14 protein-coding genes are annotated in these 17203 nt (G+C 71.2%); 7 read left to right on the forward strand and 7 right to left on the reverse strand.

The window, feature by feature from the left end; all coding sequences use genetic code 11:
- Window positions 1-9: 9 nt before the first annotated feature.
- The 3 genes from ACFZAM_RS24410 to ACFZAM_RS24420 all read right to left on the reverse strand — a co-directional run bounded on the left by ACFZAM_RS24410 (window position 10) and on the right by ACFZAM_RS24420 (window position 4022).
- Window positions 10-987, reverse strand: a complete 978-nt coding sequence (locus ACFZAM_RS24410; protein WP_355348256.1) for an ABC transporter permease — start codon at window positions 985-987, stop codon at window positions 10-12.
- A 99-nt stretch (window positions 988-1086) separates the two neighbouring features.
- Window positions 1087-2883, reverse strand: coding sequence for an ABC transporter substrate-binding protein (locus ACFZAM_RS24415; protein WP_355348254.1), 1797 nt, complete (start codon window positions 2881-2883; stop codon window positions 1087-1089).
- Between the two features lie 104 nt (window positions 2884-2987).
- Complete coding sequence (locus ACFZAM_RS24420; RefSeq protein WP_355348251.1) at window positions 2988-4022, reverse strand: ABC transporter permease; 1035 nt, start codon at window positions 4020-4022, stop codon at window positions 2988-2990.
- Between the two features lie 443 nt (window positions 4023-4465).
- Between ACFZAM_RS24420 and ACFZAM_RS24425 the strand changes: the two genes are divergently transcribed.
- Window positions 4466-5812, forward strand: coding sequence for a hypothetical protein (locus ACFZAM_RS24425; RefSeq protein WP_391049284.1), 1347 nt, complete (start codon window positions 4466-4468; stop codon window positions 5810-5812).
- A gap of 19 nt (window positions 5813-5831) precedes the next feature.
- On the opposite strand, the gene ACFZAM_RS24430 is transcribed toward ACFZAM_RS24425, so the two are convergent.
- Entirely contained in the window at window positions 5832-7982 is a 2151-nt protein-coding gene (locus tag ACFZAM_RS24430; RefSeq protein WP_391049286.1) for a prolyl oligopeptidase family serine peptidase, read from the reverse strand.
- A gap of 249 nt (window positions 7983-8231) precedes the next feature.
- Between ACFZAM_RS24430 and ACFZAM_RS24435 the strand changes: the two genes are divergently transcribed.
- The 4 genes from ACFZAM_RS24435 to ACFZAM_RS24450 all read left to right on the forward strand — a co-directional run bounded on the left by ACFZAM_RS24435 (window position 8232) and on the right by ACFZAM_RS24450 (window position 12200).
- Window positions 8232-8426, forward strand: coding sequence for a hypothetical protein (locus ACFZAM_RS24435; RefSeq protein WP_355348242.1), 195 nt, complete (start codon window positions 8232-8234; stop codon window positions 8424-8426).
- A gap of 67 nt (window positions 8427-8493) precedes the next feature.
- On the forward strand, window positions 8494-9381 hold the full coding sequence (gene mshB / locus ACFZAM_RS24440; RefSeq protein ID WP_391049289.1) for an N-acetyl-1-D-myo-inositol-2-amino-2-deoxy-alpha-D-glucopyranoside deacetylase: 888 nt from the start codon (window positions 8494-8496) through the stop codon (window positions 9379-9381).
- A complete protein-coding gene (locus ACFZAM_RS24445; protein WP_317453004.1) occupies window positions 9378-9737 on the forward strand; it encodes a DUF6113 family protein in 360 nt (119 codons plus the stop codon). Before mshB ends, ACFZAM_RS24445 begins: the two co-directional genes overlap by 4 nt.
- Before the next feature lie 153 nt (window positions 9738-9890).
- Window positions 9891-12200, forward strand: a complete 2310-nt coding sequence (locus ACFZAM_RS24450; RefSeq protein ID WP_391049291.1) for a hypothetical protein — start codon at window positions 9891-9893, stop codon at window positions 12198-12200.
- A 17-nt stretch (window positions 12201-12217) separates the two neighbouring features.
- Here the strand turns inward: ACFZAM_RS24450 and ACFZAM_RS24455 are convergent, their stop codons facing one another.
- The 3 genes from ACFZAM_RS24455 to ACFZAM_RS24465 are packed head-to-tail and all read right to left on the reverse strand — an operon-like array spanning window position 12218 to window position 15188.
- Window positions 12218-13492: a sensor histidine kinase gene (locus ACFZAM_RS24455; RefSeq protein WP_366823736.1), complete on the reverse strand. Its 1275-nt coding sequence runs from the start codon at window positions 13490-13492 to the stop codon at window positions 12218-12220.
- 5 nt (window positions 13493-13497) lie between these two features.
- On the reverse strand, window positions 13498-14238 hold the full coding sequence (locus ACFZAM_RS24460) for an ABC transporter permease (protein ID WP_355348229.1): 741 nt from the start codon (window positions 14236-14238) through the stop codon (window positions 13498-13500).
- A complete protein-coding gene (locus ACFZAM_RS24465) occupies window positions 14235-15188 on the reverse strand; it encodes an ABC transporter ATP-binding protein (protein ID WP_355348350.1) in 954 nt (317 codons plus the stop codon). Before ACFZAM_RS24465 ends, ACFZAM_RS24460 begins: the two co-directional genes overlap by 4 nt.
- 227 nt (window positions 15189-15415) lie before the next feature.
- Between ACFZAM_RS24465 and ACFZAM_RS24470 the strand changes: the two genes are divergently transcribed.
- Both ACFZAM_RS24470 and ACFZAM_RS24475 read left to right on the forward strand, forming a co-directional pair.
- Entirely contained in the window at window positions 15416-15892 is a 477-nt protein-coding gene (locus ACFZAM_RS24470; protein ID WP_391049295.1) for a hypothetical protein, read from the forward strand.
- A gap of 681 nt (window positions 15893-16573) precedes the next feature.
- Window positions 16574-17188 carry a response regulator gene (locus ACFZAM_RS24475; protein ID WP_391049297.1) on the forward strand — a complete coding sequence of 205 codons (615 nt, stop codon included), beginning with the start codon at window positions 16574-16576 and terminating at the stop codon, window positions 17186-17188.
- Window positions 17189-17203: the final 15 nt, after the last annotated feature.

The following is a 17203-nucleotide window of genomic DNA, read 5'->3' on the forward strand; positions in this document are numbered from 1 at the left end:
GACGTTCTCCTAGGACAGTCGCACGCGCGGGTCGATGAACGCGTAGGCGGCGTCCACGATGATGTTGAACAGGACGATCAAGGTGGCGCTGAAGAGCATCACGCCCATGAGCATGGGCAGGTCCGTCTTCATCACGGAGTCGATCGCCAGTCGGCCGAGCCCGGCGAGCTGGAAGGTGTACTCGGTGATCATCGCGCCGCCGAACAGCGAGCCGAGGTCGATACCGAGGATCGTGACGATGGGGATCAGCGAGCCACGCCAGGCGTACCGGAAGAAGACGTACGCCGACGACATGCCCTTGGCACGCGCGGTCCGTACATGTTCTTCCTGTAGCTGCTCGATCATCGTCGAGCGCGACATACGCGTGTAGTTGGCGGTGAAGATCACCGACAGCACACACCATGGGATGAGCAGTCCGTTGAACCAGGAGAGCGGATTCTGCGTGAACGGCACGTACTTGGGCTGATCCAGGATCTGGTTGTTGTAGACCAGCAGGGCCAGCACGATCGGGCCGAGGAAGTAGATCTGCATCGAGCTGAGAACCAGCGACGCGGAGCTGAAGATCTTGTCGATGAACGTGCCGCGCTTCCAGGCGGCCAGCATGCCGGAGCCGAGACCGACGAGCAGGAAGACCACGGTGCCGCCCGCGGCGAGCGAGATGGTCGTGGGCAGGCGGTTCATCAGGGTCGGCCAGACCGGCTCACTCGTGGCGAACGAGTAACCGAGGCAGGGCGCGGGGCAGTTGCCGGCACTGAACCTGTGGCCGGTGAATATCCGCACCATGTAGTTCCAGTACTGGACCGGCACCGGGTGGTCGAGACCCAGGTTGTGGTGGATCAGCGCGATGTTCTGCGGCGTGCAGTTCTTGCCGCAGGAAAGGAGCGCGGGGTCGTGCGGAATGGCGAAGAAGAGGAAGAACGTGAAGGCGCTGATGAACAAAAGAATGACCAGAGCGCCGAGCGTCCGGCGGACGAGGAATCGAAGCATGGCGGTCGCAGCTCTCAGAGGACGGCGGCGGTGGGCGGGTGATCGCACCCCAGGTGGGGCCGGGCGGCTGCCCGGCCCCACCGAAGGCCGCGAGGGTGCTTACTTCTTGACGTACAGCTTCGTCAGGTCGATGCCCGAGGTGACGTTGTTGTAGACAACGCCGCCCACCTTCGAACCGAAGATCTGGAGCTGCTTGTAGTACACAGTCGGAACACCGGGGATCACCTTGGTGGTGATGTAGGTGTTGAGCTGGAACCAGGCGTCAGCCGCTTCCTTCGGGTCCGTGATCTTCTTGATGCGGTCGATCTCGGAGTTGATGTGCGGGTCGTTCACGTGCGAGTAGTTCGGCGCCTGGTCGGCGATCGTCCGGCCGTCGAAGACCGGGGGGATCACCGTCAGGGTCGACGGCCAGTCGGCACCCCACGCGGAGGCGTAGATGTCGTACGGGTTGTCGACCTTGCCGATCAGGTCGTAGTACGTGTCCGACGGCAGTTCCTTGCGCTGGACGTTGAAGCCCGCCTGGGTCAGCGTGTTGGCGATCGCCAGGGAGTACTGCTGGCCGGCGGTGGTGTTGATGTACGCGTAGGTGATCTTCATGCCGACCTTGCCGGCGTCCGTGAGCAGCTTCTTGGCCGCCACCGGGTCACCGTCGGGCTTGGCGACCTTGCCCAGCGGGTCGGCCTTCTGGTAACCGGCGAGGGTCGGGCTGATGAAGCCGCCCGCGTACTCGGCGCCGTAGGAGGCACCGAGCGCCTGCCACACGGGCTTGGTCGGGATCGCGAGCGCCAACGCCTTGCGGATGTTGACGTCCTTGATCTTGTTCATGTTGAAGTTGATCTCACCCACGAACGGCTGGTAACCGGCCACCGTGCGCTTGTAGATCGACGGGGTGCCCACCACGGTCGGGGTGTCGTCCGGGTCGACCGCGTTCGCGAAGCTCAGCGAGGTCTGGTTGTCACCGGAGTCCGACATCAGGCGCTTGGTGGAGTCCTCGGCCTGGTGGTTGAACGTGATGTCGTACGTGTCGACGTACTGGTGACGCGCCGCGTCCGTCTTCGGGTCCCAGGCGGGGTTCTTCACCAGGGTCATGGACTTGCCGGTGTCGAAGGTCTTGATCATGTACGGACCGGACGCGACGGGCGCCTTGTCGTACTTCTCCTTGGTGTCCTTCGCGTGGTCCACCACCGAGTAGCCCGGCATCGCGAACAGGTACGGAGCGTCGGGCTCCGGGTTCGGGAAGTGGAAGACGATGGTCTTGTCGTCCGGCGTCGACAGCAGGCTGTCCGGCAGGTGCTTGCCCTTGTACGGGCCCTCCGGGAGCAGCTTGCGGAAGTCCGAGCCGCTGGTGTTGGCCAGCCACTGCTGCAGGTACTGCGGGCCGTTGGTGACGAACGGGGCGAACAGCCGCTCAACGGTCCAGCGGATGTCCGTGGCCGTGATCGGCGTGCCGTCCTGGAACTTGATCCCGTCCTTCAGCTTGAAGGTCCAGGTCTTGCCGCCGTCGGACTCCACACCGCTGTCCGTGGCGAGGTCGCCGACGACGGTGTAGTTGCCCTTGCTGTCCAGCTTGTACGTGGTCAGACCACGGTGGATCAGGGTGGCGAGCTGGCCCTCGTTGCTGACGTAGATCTGGCCCGGGTCGAGGTGCGTGTAGCTGTCGCGCTCCAGGGCGTGCAGTGTGCCGCCCTGCTCGGCGCCCGCGATGGGCTCCGCCGGTCCGGTGGAGGCCGCGGCGTCACCGAAGGTGATCTGCGACTGAAGCTGGGTCTTGCTCTTGTCCTGCTTCTGCTTGGCGTCGTTGTTCTCGCCCTTGCCGCCCCCGCCGCCGCTGCTGCAAGCGGTGAGAACCAGCGCACCGGCGGCGACCGCCACCAACGCAGCCCGGGTTCTACGCATGGAAAGGTTCATAGCGGTGAATGCACCCCTGTTCGTTGTTACCTGTTAGCTGCCTGGCTCTCCTGGTGAGAGGGGCGGCAGCCACCCCCTGTTGCTGTGCTTCCTCAGCGTGCGGTCTTCGGATCGAACGCGTCCCGGACCGAGTCCCCGAGCAGGTTGAACGCGACGATGAAGATCACCATGGCGATACCCGGGAAGAACATGTAGGTGAGGTCGTTCTGGTAGATCTCACCGGCTCTGGCGAACATCCGTCCCCAGTCGGGGGTCGGCTCCACGAGGCCGACACCGAGGAAGGACAGGCCCGCCTCGGCGGTCACGAACCCGGGCAGCATGAGCGTGCTCTGCACCAGGATCGGGGTGACCAGGTTGGGCAGCAGTTCCCGGCGGACGATGCGCCAGGGCGAGGCGCCGGTGACCCGGGCGGCCTCGATGAACTCACGCTCCCGAAGCGTGAGCACCTGGCCGCGCAGCAAGCGGGCCAGACCCATCCAGCCGAGGAACCACTGCACCACGATCAGCGCGATCACGCGGATGTAGGTGGGGGTCGCGTCGGACGGCGACACCAGAAGCGCGGTGACCACGGGCATGAAAGCGACGAAGAAGAGCTGGGCGGGGAACGCCATCAGCAGGTCGCTGATCCGGCCGATGAAGTAGTCCGTCTTGCCGCCCATGTATCCGGCGACCACACCGAGGATGATCGCGGTGATGGTGACGATGATCGTCACCGCGATGCTGATCGCCAGCGAGGTGCGGATGCCGTAGAGGAGCTGGGTGAAGACGTCGCGGCCCAGCGTGGGTTCGATGCCGAACCAGAAGTGGCTGCTGATACCGCCGTTGGGCGCGACCGGGTAGCCGAACTCGTTGAGCAGGTCCGGACTGTTCTGCCCGTAGAGAGTGTACGGGTTCTTGCCGTACAGCTTGGCGATCAAGGGAGCGAAGATCGCTATCGCGAAGAAGAACAGGACCACATAGGCCGATATGACACCGGTTCGGTCGCGCCTGAACCGCCGCCACATGAGCTGGCCCGGTGACCGCCCGACCAACTCGGGGTCCACCTTCGTGGCCGCTGCCCCCTCCTTCCCGGGGTCGCCGGGGTCACCGATCGGCTCGGTGACCGTGGTCGATGTGGAACTCGTCATCGCGATTGCCCCCGCAGCAGGAGTCTGGTCGACGCGACGGGGTTGTGCGTCGCGGGTTGAGCGGACTTTCGCAATGGAATCAACCTTCAGTCAAGGGGGGAAGGAGGGAAGAAAGCTTGTTGTTTGGCATCTTGAGCGAAGATTTTGCAGATCGTCCTCCGTACGTGCTTGACAGTGATCCAAAACATCGGGCATTTCGGATATATCCAGGCGAAGCGCGTTAACATGCGTGCAACTTAGCCGTCGCAACTCCGATATACGGACGTAGCAGTCTGAACAACGTACGGCCGTGCGGGTGCCGTAGGCCGGCCGGGCGTCGCGAGCGACCCCGGCCGGCCGCTCGTCAACTCCCCGCAGTCTCCTCCTGGTTCGCGAACCGACTGTTCCTACCCCAAGTGGCACGGGTATATCTGAGGGAACACTGGGCCATGGGGGAGAAGGCCATGCAGCAGGGTATGCAGCAGCAGTCGCCGTACGGGCAGGGGTCCGGCTTCACGCCGCCCGGTCCGGTCGGACCGCGGACACTCGCGCCGGGAGCGCGGATCGCGGGGGCGCTGATCTGCGCGGTTCTCGTCGCGGTGGAGATCGCCTGGACGGTCCGCGACATCAAGCACGTCGGATTCCACGACACGCTCTGGGCCTGGCTCGGCCTCGACCACGCCGTCTACCAGCACGCTTTGCTGGCCACCGCGGCGCTGGACGGCGTACTGCTCGTGGTCCTGCTCGGCGCCCTGGTGTGGTCCGCGCGGCCCGCCGCCGGGTGGGCCTTCGTGACCGCCGGGGTCTTCGCGTTCGGATATCGGTTGCCCGGTCTGTGGATCTTCCAGTCCGACTGGACCGCCGGGGCGCAGATGCACACCCGGGCGCTGGCCACCGCGGTCGCCTTCACGCTCGGCGGGATCGCGCTCGTGGTCATCGGCCTCGCGGGCAGGCGCCCGGTGCGGGGCGGCGCGCCGGTCGGGGATGTGCCGCTGAGCGGTGCGCCGTCGGACACCGCGCCGTCGAGCGGGCCCGGCGCCGCGCCGGTGGGGCCGCGGCGCGGAGCGGCGGTGGCCGCGGGGGTGCTGCTGGTGCTGCTCGCGATCGAGGGGGCCGGCTGGCAGATCTTCGAGACGCACAAGTACACGACGGCCAACGACTTTCCGCCGCACTTCTACCGGCACCTGCTGACCGGCGAGGGCACGCTGACCACGCTGCTCGGCATGCCGGTCGCCTACGCGGGCTGGCTGCGGGTCGTGTTCGCGCTGCTCGTCGCCTGGGTCGCCTTCGCGAAGTCGGCGGCTTCCAGGGCGCTCGGCGTCGCCTTCGGCTTCGCGGCGGTCGTCTTCTGCGTCGTCGCGCTGGACAACTGGCACAGCTACCACCAGCTGTTCGAGTTCGACCACCTGCCGCTGTATCAGAAGAGTCAGCAGGTCTTCCTGGTCGTCGAGTTGGCGGTGGGGCTGGTGGTGCTCCTGCTGCTGGCGGTGCCCGGCAGGAGTACGGACGGCCCGCGGCCGGTGCCCGCTTGGGGTCCGCCGCCGCTGGGGTACGGCGCGGCGCCGGGGTCCGTGCCCGCATCCGCGCCGGGGTCAACGCCGGGCCCGGCACCGGGTTCGGCACCGGGCTCCGCGCCCGCTCCCGGCGGCTGGGGTCAGCCGCCCCACGCGTCCCCTTATTCCCAGCCGCCTCAACAGCCGCCCGCGGGCGGGGGGTTCGGCCCGCCGCCGCAGTTTCCGCCGCAGTCCCCGCCGGGCTACCCGCCGCCCCCGCCCGGCTTCCCGCGGGAGCCGGGCGGCGACGGACGCTGATCACCCGCGCGGCTGGACCTCAGCTCTTGTCCAGGCCCAGGGACCGCTTCAGGAAGTCCACTTGGAGCAGCAGCAGATTCTCCGCGACCTGCTCCTGCGGCGTCATGTGCGTGATGCCGGACAGCGGCAGCACCTCGTGCGGGCGGCCCGCGGCGAGCAGGGCGGTGGACAGCCGCAGGCTGTTGGCCACCATCACGTTGTCGTCGGCCAGGCCGTGGATGATCATCAACGGCCTGGCGGGCTCGGCGAGTTCGGTGATGCCGTCCCGCGTGACCACCGAATTCGCCTCGTACACGCCCGGCCGCTCGCCGGGCTGCCCCAGGTAACGCTCGGTGTAGTGCGTGTCGTAGAGCCACTGGTCGGTCAACGGCGCGCCCGAGACGCCCGCGTGGAAGACGTCCGGACGGCGCAGCACCGCCGCGGCGGCCAGCGTGCCGCCGAACGACCAGCCGCGAATGGCCACCCGGCCCAGATCCAGCGGATACGTCCCCGCCAGCGCGTGCAGCGCGGCGATCTGGTCGGTCAGCGACACCTCGATCAGCTTGTCCGCCATGGCCTTCTCCCAGCCGGGGGAGCGCCCCGGGGTGCCGCGGCCGTCCGCGACGATCACCGCGAAGCCCTGGTCGGCGAACCACTGCGAGACCACATGCGCGTTGTGCGCCGCCTGCACCCGCTGGCCGTGCGGGCCGCCGTACGGGTCGAGCAGCACCGGCAACGGCCCGTCGCCCTCGGCGTATCCGCTCGGCAGCAGGACGGCGGCCGGGATGCGGTCCTCGCCCGCCTCGGTCAGCCGCGCCCTGGCGGTCAGCGACGGCGTCTGCGCGTACGAGGCGATCTCCGCGATCTGCTCGCCGTCGCGCAGCACCCGCGCCGTGCGCCCCGGACGGTCCGGCGTCGCCGAGTGCAGCACCGTCACCCGCCCCGAGCGCGTCGCGGTGTGCACGCCGGGCTCGGTCGAGACGCGCTCCACGCCCCGCTCGCTCACCCGCAGCACATGCAGCTCGCCGATCTCCGGCTCGGCGGCGGCGGCGCCCGCCGACGCGGCGATCAGCACGTCCTCGTCGCCGACGTCCAGCACCGCCCGCACATGCGACTCGGGACCGGTCAGCGCCCGGTCGCCGACCATCAGCACCCGTACGTCGCCCTCGTCGGCGATCCGCACCAAGGTGCCGTCGGACGTGGTGGCGGGGACGCCGGGGAAGAGATCCAGCCAAATTCGATCTTCCTCCGTGCGCAGCGTCCGCGTCGTACCGGTCGCGATGTCCACGCTCAGGTAGAGCTGTTCGCGCTGGTCGCGGGCCTGCACCAGCAGGACCGGCGGACCGGCCGCCGACCAGTGGACGGCCGCCAGGTACGGGTAGCGCTCCCGGTCCCACTCCACGTCCACCCGGGAGCCGTCCAGGCCGAGCAGCGCGAGCGTCACCACCGCGTTGTCCGTACCGGCGGCCGGGTAGGCCACCTCGGCCGGCGGGCGCTCGGGGTGCGCCGGGTCGGAGATCCACCAGCGGCCGACCGGTGACTCGTCCACCCGCGCGGCGAGCACCGCGGAGCTGTCCGGCGCCCACCAGAAGCCGCGGCTGCGCGACATCTCCTCGGCGGCGATGAACTCCGCCAGCCCCCAGAACACCGACTCGCCGTCCGGCTCCGCCAGCGCCCTGTCGTCCGCGCCCGAGGCCGCCACGACCCGCAGCGCGCCGCCCGAGGCGTACGCCACCCACCGGCCGTCCGGCGAGGGCCGCGGATCGACCACGGGACCCGGCACCGTCAACTCCCGTGCCCCCGCGGCCCCCGGCAGCAGCCCGGCGGTGAACAGCCGCCCGGAGAGCGCGAAGGAGGCCAGCGACACCGTGTCGTCCACCGCATAGCCCACGACGCCCGCGGAGCCCTCCCGGCTGCGCTCCCTGCGCGCCCGCTCGGCCGCCGACAGCTCCTCCTGGCCGCCGTCGAGCAGCGCCGCGGGGTCGGCCGCCGCGTACTCCGTGCCCGCGCCCTCGCCCGCCCCTTCTTCCCGCAGGTCACGGACCCACAGCAGATGTGACGGGTCGTCCCCTGCGCGGGATCTGAGGAACACCACCCGGCCGCCGTCGGGCGACACGGTGAAGGAGCGCGGGGCGCCGAGGGTGAACCGCTGCGTACGGGCGTGCTGTCGGGGGAATGAGAGCTGCGTCATATCCGTGACACTAGGCCGTACGTCCGACACTCGCCGTTCTTCCCGGGGACCGGCCGCCGCCGTACCTCCCCACCTGCGCCGGAGCACCACCGCGAGGACCGCGCCCGGTGGCTGGATCTGGTCATGCGCCCCCATGTGCTTCCGTGCCCCGACATATGCGGTGGCACGGAAAGTTATGATCAGTAGCCGTGGGTGGGTAATAAGCATGTGGCAACTGACATGACCCTGCGTACTGGGAGGTGAGCCGCTGTGGCACTCTCGATTTCGGCGGTGCTGCTGCTGCTGATCGTCGTCGTCCTGTTGATCCGCCGTTCCGGGCTCAAAGCCGGGCACGCGATCGCCTGTACGTTGCTCGGTTTCTACCTGGCGAGTTCAACCTGGGCGCCACAGATCACAGACCTCACCAACAACGTTGCGGGGATGATCTCGGACATCAAGTTCTGAGCGGCCCGTGCCGGGCTCGGTGAGCTGCGGGGAAGAGCGGTACGCCGGGGAGCCGTAGGCTTCCCTCATGACCGATCTTCCCGCGCGGCGTCTGCTGCTCGTCCACGCCCACCCGGACGACGAGACGATCAACAACGGCGCGACCATGGCCAAGTACGCGGCAGAGGGCGCCCTTGTCACCCTGGTCACCTGCACCCTCGGTGAAGAGGGCGAGGTGATCCCGCCCGAGCTGGCGCACCTGGCCGCCGACCGCGACGACACCCTCGGCGAGTACCGCATCGGTGAACTCGCGGCCGCGATGGCCGAGCTGGGCGTCACCGACCACCGCTTCCTCGGCGGCGCGGGCCGCTACCGCGACTCCGGGATGATGGGCGTCTCCCAGAACGACCGCGAGGACTGCTTCTGGCAGGCCGACCTGGACGAGGCGGCGGGACACCTGGCCGAGGTGATCCTCGACACGCGCCCGCAGGTGCTGGTCACGTACGACAGCAACGGCGGCTACGGCCACCCCGACCACATCCAGGCGCACCGGGTCGCGCTGCGCGGCTACGAACTGGCCGCCGAGCGGGGCCACCGGATCGCGCGGGTCTACGAGATCTGCACCCCGCGCTCGATCGTCGAGGCGGGCTTCGCGCGGCTGGCGGCGGCGGGCAAGGACTTCCCCTTCGGCGGGATCGCCTCCGTGGACGACGTGCCGGGTGTCGTCGACGACGACCTCGTCACCGTCACCGTCGACGGCGCCGACTACACCGGGCAGAAGACGGCCGCGATGCGCGCGCACGCCAGCCAGATCGCCGTGGACGGCCCCTTCTTCGCGCTCTCCAACGACCTCGGCCAGCCGTTCTTCGCCACCGAGCACTACCGGCAGGTGCGCGGCGAGGCCCTGACCGAGGGCCGCGGCGACGACCTCTTCCCCGCCGAGGGCGGTCCCGACTCCGACGGCGGTGCGCGGTGAGCCAGCCGCTGCGCGTGGTCGCGTACGTCGTCCTCGGTGTGCTCGGAGCGCTGGTCGCGGCGGCCGGGGCGCTCGTCCAGGCGGGCTGGTTCCCCGGCGGGCTGCTGCTGGGCCTCGCGGGCTGCGTGGCGGTCTTCTACGGCGGGGTGACGCTCACCCGCACCCGGCTCGGCGCGGTCGTGCCCGCCGGGGTCTGGCTGGTGTGCGTGATGCTGCTGAGCACCACCCGGCCCGAAGGTGACTTCCTGTTCGCGGCCGGACTCGGACCGTATGTGTACCTGCTCGGCGGGGCCATGGCGGGCGTGATCTGCGCCACCCTGCCCCAACTGCCCCCATCCGGGCCGAATACCGCCTGACTTGGCGGGCGGGGGCGGGCTCGTGGTTGGCTGAGACCGAGCGTTCCGCCGGACCAGAGTCGTCGTTACACGCCGGTCGGTATGGTGGTGCGCGCCGGCGAGCCGCCCGCGGAGAACCGTGACGGGTGGCGAAGCTAACCGGGAGAGCCTGCTTTGAGTCGTGAAACTGACAGTTCGTCGTCCGGGCCGCAGGGCCGCGGCGGTGCCGCGTACCCCTCGGGCACTCCGCCGTACGGCTCGCGCCCGTTTCCTTCGCTGCACCCGCAGGAGCGTCCGCGACCGGGCGGTACGCCCGAGCCGGCCGCCGCGCCCGAACCGCCGCCGGCCGACGAGCCGAAGACCGAGACGACGCTGACGACGCGCATCCGGATCAACATCCCCGGTTCGCGCCCGATCCCGCCGGTCGTGGTCCGCAAGCCGGTCGACGAGAACAACCCGGCGCCCGAGCCGCCCGCGCCCGAGCCCGCGCCCGCCGCGGAACCGGCCGCCGCCGAGGCGTCGGGCGAGCCGGAGCCGCAGCCGGAGAAGACCAGCGACTGGTTCGCGCCGCGCAAGTCCCAGGCCGGGCAGCCGGGTCCTGGCTCCGCTCCCGCCTCCGGCGCGGGTTCCGGTACGGGCGCCGGTCCTGCTGCCGGTGCCGGTGCGGGCTCCGGTGCGGGCTCCGACTCCCGTACCGGTTCGAGCCCGTACCCGTCGTCGGCCGCCGCGCCCGGTACGGCGTCCACGCCGTACCTCCCGCCGCCGGTCGGCACCCCGCAGGGCGGCGACCCTTCCGCGCGCGGCCCGCACGACACCCCGGCCGCCGGTGTCCCGTCGCTCTTCGCCGGGGAGTTCGGCCCGGAATTCGGTACGGAGCCGCAGCCGGAGCCGCCGTACGGCATCGACGCGTTCCCGCCCGGAGTGCCGCGGCCCTCGGGCACCTTCCCCGGACCCGACCCGTACGGCCGTCCCGAGGACCAGGACCAGGGCGAGGGCCAGGGGCAGGGTCCCGATCCGCTGAGCACCCCGTACGGCGCCCAGGCCGCCGCGGCCCCCTACGCGCCGCCCGCCGACGGACCCAACAGCCCCTTCCCTGAGTACCAGCCGCCCGCGGGGCCGACCACCGGCCCGGTCACCGGCCACATGCAGGTGCCGCCCGCCGCCGACCAGCGCGGCCGGTCCGCCCCCTCCGCCTTCCGCCCGCCGACGCCCGGCGACGGACCCGGCCCCGAGGACACCAGCGGCGGCTTCCGCGCCCCGACGCCTCCCGGCGACGGGCTCGGTCCCGAGGACACCAGCGGCGGCTTCCGGCCGCCCGTCGTGCCGGACGGCCCGGGCGGACGGCTGTCGGACGACACGTTGGTCAGCGGTATTCCGGCCGTGCAGCCCGGAGGTCCGGGAGCGCGCACGCCGCGTGCGCCGGGCCCCGCCGCGCCCGTGCCGGGCGGCCCCGGCGCCGGTCCCGTGCCCGCCCCCGTCATCGCCGAGCCGCGCGCGGCGCAGCCCGCGCCCGCCGCGCCGCGTCCGCCCGCGAAGAAGAAGGGCCGCTCCAAGGTGGCCCTGCTGGGCGTCGGGGTGTGCACCATCGCGGTGCTCGCGTACGGCGCCGGACTGCTGATGACCCACGGCGACGTGCCGAAGGGCACCACCGTGGTGGGCGTCGACATCGGCAACCAGAACAAGGGCGACGCGGTCAAGATGCTGGACACCGCGCTCGGTGACCGCAAGACCGCGCCGCTCGAACTGACCATCGGCGACCGCAAGTTGAGCCTCAAGCCGTCGGTGGCGGGCCTGTCGGTCGACACCGACGCGACGGTCCGGGGGGTCGCGCACTCCGACTACAACCCGGTCTCCGTCGTCGGCTCGCTCTTCGGCGGCAGCCGCGTCGCCGACCCGGTCATAGTCGTCGACGAGGACAAGCTGCGGGTCGCGCTCAAGTCACTGGCGGGCCAGAGCGGTTCGGGCTCCGACGGCATGGTCCGCTTCGCCGACGGCAAGGCCGTCCCGGTGGCGGGCAAGTCCGGTCAGTCCTTCGACGTGAACGCCGCCGCGGCCAAGGTCGCCGCCGCGTACCGTACGCGCGCCGAGACCGGCTCCAACCCGGCCATCGCGCTGCCGGTCACGACCACCCCGCCGAAGGTCACCCAGGCCGAACTGGACGCCGCCGTCAACGGGTTCGGCAAGCGGGCCATGTCCGACTTCGTCGTCGTCCGGGCGGGCCTGAAGTCCATCAAGTTCGGGCCGATGAAGTCGATCCCGAAGTTCCTGACGATGGTGCCGGACGCGGACGGCAAGCTTCAGCCGCACATCGACCTCGCGGTCCTCAAGGGGCTCTACGGCGGCACGTTCGACCCCGTCAAGCTCAAGGCGAAGGACGGCTCCACCAGGGCCGTCACCCCGCAGGACGTCGCGGACGCCCTGCTGCCCGCGCTGGACGCGACGGGCGCCAAGCGCGATGTGACCCTGCCGAACGTGGCGGGCTGAGACGGCCCCAGGGGTTCTCAGACGCCGGTCGGACTCGTCTCGTCGGCGCCGACCGGCACCGTCGCCGTCAGGCGGAAGCCGCCGTCGCCCGAGGGCGCGGTGCGCAGGGTGCCGCCGGCCAGGATGAGGCGCTCGGTCAGGCCGTTGAGGCCGTTGCCCGGGGTGTGGTGGGGAGCGGGGCCGCGGCCGTCGTCGGAGACGGTGAGGGTGGCGGCGGCGCCGTCCGCACTGGTGCCCAGGGCGATCACGCAGGTGAGGGCGCCGCTGTGACGGACGACATTGGTCACCGCCTCGCGCAGCGCCCAGGCCAGGGCGCCCTCGCCGTCCGGCGCGAGACCGGGCAGCCGGTCCGGCTGGTGGACGCGCGCGGCGATCCCGGCGGAGGCCAACGCGGAGCGCGCGGAGGCCAGTTCGGTGGCCAGCGTCGGGCGGCGGTAGCCGCTGACCGCCTCCCGTACGTCGACCAGCGCCTGCCTGCTGACCTTCTCGATGTCGGCGACCTGCCGCGCCGCGTCCTGCGGCCGGTCCGGCAGCATCCGCCCGGCCAGTTCGCTCTTGAGCGTGATCAGGGACAGCGAGTGCCCGAGCAGGTCGTGCAGGTCACGGGCGAGCCGCAACCGCTCCTCGGTGGCGGCCAGATGCGCCACCGTCTCCCGCGCCTCGCGCAACTCCCGCATGGTCCGGACGAGTTGCCGCACGCCCACCATCGCGAAGCCGCCGAGCAGGGCCGGGATGACCAGTGCCGGGTAGAGGTCGCCGCTGCTGTCGACCCAGGCGCCGACCCCGGCGAGTGCCGCCGTGACCGCGGGAATCGCCCACCGGGACTGTGTGCCCGGCAGCGACGCCCCGCAGGCGACGGCCACGTAGACGAACATCACCAGCCAGTCCTTGCCGAGCGTCGCGGACAGCGTGAAGGCGAGCGCGAGCTGGGCGGCGAGCACCCCGTACACCCAACGCTCCTGCATGTACGCGGTGTTGGTGCGCAGGAAGACGACGGCGAGGTAGGAGACGACGAAGACGAGCAGGCCGCAGCCGGCGACGACGGTGACCAGGGCGCCGTGGTGGCCGTCGGCCAGGTCGCTGACGGGGGAGCCGAGGTAGAGCAGCCAGATGCCGATCCACATCAGCTTGACCAACGCCTGGCCGCGCGTCTCGGGGGCGCGGCCCACGGCGGTGGTGTCCGCGTCCTCCACCGCCTGCCGCCACGGCGGCCAGGGCCGGTCCCGCGCCCGCGCCTGCTCCTCCGCCCGTGCCTGTGCCCGTGTCCGCCGCGCCTGCTCCTCCTTCGCCATCCGCGTCACGCCTTCTGCGTGTCCTTGCGGTACAGCCAGGCGGCCGTACCCGCGAAGAGCAGCAGGTAGAAGGCGAGGACGGCGATGTCACGGGCGTGCGGCGCGTTGCCGAACTCGATGGACTGGCCGAGCGCCGCGTACGGCCGTCCCGGCAGGTAGTCGGCCGTCGTCCGGAGCCAGTGCGGGAAGGTGGTGATCGGCACCCACAGACCGCCGAGCATCGCCAGGACGAAGTAGGCGAGCATCGAGACCGGCCGGGCGACGTCGGCCGTGGCCACGTATCCGATGGCGACGCCGAGCGCCGCGAAGACCATGCTGCCCGCCCAGGTCGCGCCCAGGATCGCGATCCACTGCCAGGCGTCGAGCCGGACGTTCTTCACGGTCGCGCCGAGGATCAGCACGATCAGGATCGACGGCAGGCTGACGGTCGCCGCGGAGGCGATCTTCGCGGTGACGTAGCCGCGGCCGGGCAGCGCGGTCAGCCGCAACTGCCGCACCCAGCCCTTCTCGCGCTCCCGCGCGATCCGCTCGGCGTTGCCCATCAGCACCGCCGTCATCGCGCCGAACGCCGCCATCGCGACCATGTAGTACGCGACCAGCGTGAGATTCAGGCCGTCGATCTTCTTCGTCCTGTCGGCGCCCGCCGTGATGATCAGGAAGAGCAGGCCCGGGTAGAGCACCGAGAAGAACATGAACTTGCGGTTCCGCAGGGTGCGGACGATCTCCAGTCTGACCAGGGTCTTCATCGGTTCTCCGCCTCCTCGGCGGACGCTGCGTCGGTGATGGCGAGGAAGGCCTGCTCCAGGCCGAGGCCCGAGACCTCCAGATTGCGCGGGTACAGGCCGAGCGCGTACACGGCGTGCGTCGTGGCGTCCGCGTCGTCGGAGCGGATGCGGACGGTCGGGCCGGTGATGTCGAGGCCGACGATGTGCGGCAGCGCGCCGAGCGCCCGCTCGTCCGGCGTGCCGTCCAGGTCGAAGGTGATCCGGCGGGCGCCCGCCCGCGCCTTGATCTCCGCGGCCGTCCCGTCGGCGATCAGCCGCCCCCGGTGCAGCACCAGGACGCGGTCCGCGATGGCGTCCGCCTCCTCCAGGTAGTGGGTGGCGAACAGCACGGTCCTGCCCTGCTCCACCTGGCCGCGCATCGTGGCCCAGAACGCCTGCCGCGCGCTGACGTCCATGCCGACCGTCGGCTCGTCCAGCACGATCAGGTCGTTCGCCCCGGCCGTCGCGAGCGCGAACCGTACGCGCTGCTCCTGACCGCCGGAGAGCTTGTTGACCTTGCGGTCGGCGATGTCGGCGATGTCGGCGCCGGCCAGCACCTCGTCCACCGGGTACGCCTTCGGGTGCAGGTCGCACGCCAGGCTCACCAGCTCCCGTACGGTCACGTCCTCCATCAGGCCGCCGCTCTGGAGCATCGCGCCCACCCGGCCCGCCGCGATGGCCTGCGCCGGGGTCGTGCCGAACAGCCGCACGCTCCCGCTGTCCGCGTTCCGCAGCCCCAGCATCAGGTCGAGCGCGGTCGACTTCCCCGCGCCGTTCGGGCCCAGCAGGGCCACCGTCTCGCCCGGGTGCAGCGTCAGGCTCAGCTCCGCGACGGCCCGCACCGGCCCGAAGCTCTTGTTCACATCGCTGAAGGCGACCACGGGCTCGCCCTTGACGGCGGCCCCCGGCCCGTTCGCGGTCGTCATCCCCATCGCGCTCATGCCACCAAGCTTCGCCCGCCCGCCCCTCGCCCGTGCAGTGCCGCGAGTCGTGTCTTCCCCATGACAGATGTCATACGGCGGTCCGCGTCCGGGTCCGGCTGTCACCGCCGGGTCCTCACGCTGTAACCATCCGTGCCGGGGGTGGGACGCCGGGCCTCCGCGCTCGGTACGGTCCGGCCACCGGGCGCCGCCGTGGCGCCTTCCTGGGGGGAGTCGACGTGACGCGTTCCGCTACGAGACGGGTGATCAGACGTACGGTGCCGGCGGCCGGGGTCGCGGTGGCCGGAGTGCTCCTGCTGGCCGCCTGCGGCGGGGGCTCGGGGGGTTCCAGGCCGTCCGCCACGGGGTCGGGCAAGGCCACCGGCAGTGCTTCTGCCGCCTCTCCGTCCGCCTCAGCCTCCGCCTCAGCCTCAGCCTCCGCCTCCGGTGGCTCCGGCGGTGCCAATCCGGTCGACGGGCCGACCTTCTGCGCCTTCCTCGCCAAGGAGGGGCCCCGCATCAAGGACTCCGGCGCCCCCGCGGGCGCCAAGGCGTTCTTCGCCATCGACCTCGCCAACTGGATCGAGCAGCATCCCGATCAGAAGCCGCGCACCGCCGCCGATCTTGACGCTGCCGCTTTGGGCTCCTGCCCCAAATACCGTGCCACCGTCACCTCTGCCATGGGCGCCACCAGCTTCACCGAAGCCCTCGGCTAACCCCGCCGCGGGGTTCCCCCACGCCCCGGGCGGTTCTTCTGCGGGGCGGCGGGCCGATCTTTCGGGGCGCGGCCCCTGCACCCGCGCTCGCGGGCGGCGGTCCGCCGATCTTTCGGTGCGCGGCCCCGGGCGGTTCTTCTGCCGAGGGGCCAGCCACGTGTCTTTAGGGGCGCGGGGAACTGCGCGGCCCGCCACGACGGTGGCGCGGTGTTCGCACGGCGGGTCGGGCCCCGAAGGGGCGCGGGGAACTGCGCGCTCAGCCCGCGCGGTGACGCGGCTGAAGAACCGGCCCCAGCGGGGCAGATGCGGTTGTTTTCGGGCTGAAAGCCCGGTGGGGGCTGGCCGCGCAGTTCCCCGCGCCCCTGAAAAGATCGGCCAGCCGTCCTGGCGGAAGGACCGCCCGGGGGCGCGCCCCTGAAAAGATCGGCCAGCCGTCCTGGCGGAAGGACCGCCCGGGGGCGCGCCCCTGAAAAGATCGGCCCACCGCCCTGGCGGAAGGACCGCCTCGGGGCGCCCCTGAAAAGATCGGCCAGCCGCCCCGGCAGGAGGACCGTCTCGGGGCCGCGCGCCCAGAAAGAATCGGCCCACCGGCCTGGTGAGGGAGCGGTCTGGGGGGCGAGCCCTGGAAGGGGGGCGGGCGACCGGGCGGGGAACCGTAGGGCGGAGCCCTAGGGTGGGGGGATGAGGAGAAGCGTCCGGGTGCTGCTCGCGGAGGATCAGTCGATGGTGCGAGAAGCACTGGCGACGCTCCTCGGCCTCGAAGAGGACCTCGAGGTCGTCGCCCAGGTGGCCCGCGGCGACGAGGTGCTGGCGGCGGCCAGGACCCACCACCCGGACGTGGCGCTGCTGGACATCGAGATGCCGGGCCTGACCGGCATCGAGGCGGCGGCGCGGCTCCGCGAAGAGCTGCCGGAGGTCAAAATCGTGATCGTCACGACCTTCGGCCGCCCCGGCTATCTGCGCAGAGCGATGGAATCGGGCGCGGAGGCGTTCCTGGTCAAGGACGCTCCGGCGGCCCAACTGGCCGACGCCGTACGGCGGGTGCTGCGCGGCGAGCGCGTCATCGACCCCACGCTGGCCGCGGCGGCGCTCGCCGACGGAGCCGACCCGCTGACGGCCCGCGAGCGGGAGGTGCTGCGGGCCGCCGCCGATGGTTCGGTCAACGCCGACATCGCGCGCGGCCTGCTGCTGTCGGAGGGCACGGTCCGCAACTACCTGTCGACCGCGATCCAGAAGACGGGCGCGCGCAACCGCGCGGAGGCGGTCCGTATCGCCCGCGAAAAGGGCTGGCTCTAGGGCCTGTCCGCCGGG

The sequence above is a fragment of the Streptomyces sp. NPDC008079 genome (assembly GCF_042957385.1).
Lineage (GTDB): Bacteria > Actinomycetota > Actinomycetes > Streptomycetales > Streptomycetaceae > Actinacidiphila.

What these genes read in the sequence shown, in the direction of transcription:
- ACFZAM_RS24410 (WP_355348256.1), bottom strand. Translation starts at nt 987, where the DNA reads ATGCTTCGATTCCTCGTCCGCCGGACGCTCGGCGCTCTGGTCATTCTT.
- ACFZAM_RS24415 (WP_355348254.1), bottom strand. Translation starts at nt 2,883, where the DNA reads ATGCGTAGAACCCGGGCTGCGTTGGTGGCGGTCGCCGCCGGTGCGCTG.
- ACFZAM_RS24420 (WP_355348251.1), bottom strand. Translation starts at nt 4,022, where the DNA reads ATGACGAGTTCCACATCGACCACGGTCACCGAGCCGATCGGTGACCCC.
- ACFZAM_RS24425 (WP_391049284.1), top strand. Translation starts at nt 4,466, where the DNA reads ATGCAGCAGGGTATGCAGCAGCAGTCGCCGTACGGGCAGGGGTCCGGC.
- ACFZAM_RS24430 (WP_391049286.1), bottom strand. Translation starts at nt 7,982, where the DNA reads ATGACGCAGCTCTCATTCCCCCGACAGCACGCCCGTACGCAGCGGTTC.
- mshB (WP_391049289.1), top strand. Translation starts at nt 8,494, where the DNA reads ATGACCGATCTTCCCGCGCGGCGTCTGCTGCTCGTCCACGCCCACCCG.
- ACFZAM_RS24455 (WP_366823736.1), bottom strand. Translation starts at nt 13,492, where the DNA reads ATGGCGAAGGAGGAGCAGGCGCGGCGGACACGGGCACAGGCACGGGCG.
- ACFZAM_RS24460 (WP_355348229.1), bottom strand. Translation starts at nt 14,238, where the DNA reads ATGAAGACCCTGGTCAGACTGGAGATCGTCCGCACCCTGCGGAACCGC.
- ACFZAM_RS24465 (WP_355348350.1), bottom strand. Translation starts at nt 15,188, where the DNA reads ATGGGGATGACGACCGCGAACGGGCCGGGGGCCGCCGTCAAGGGCGAG.
- ACFZAM_RS24475 (WP_391049297.1), top strand. Translation starts at nt 16,574, where the DNA reads ATGAGGAGAAGCGTCCGGGTGCTGCTCGCGGAGGATCAGTCGATGGTG.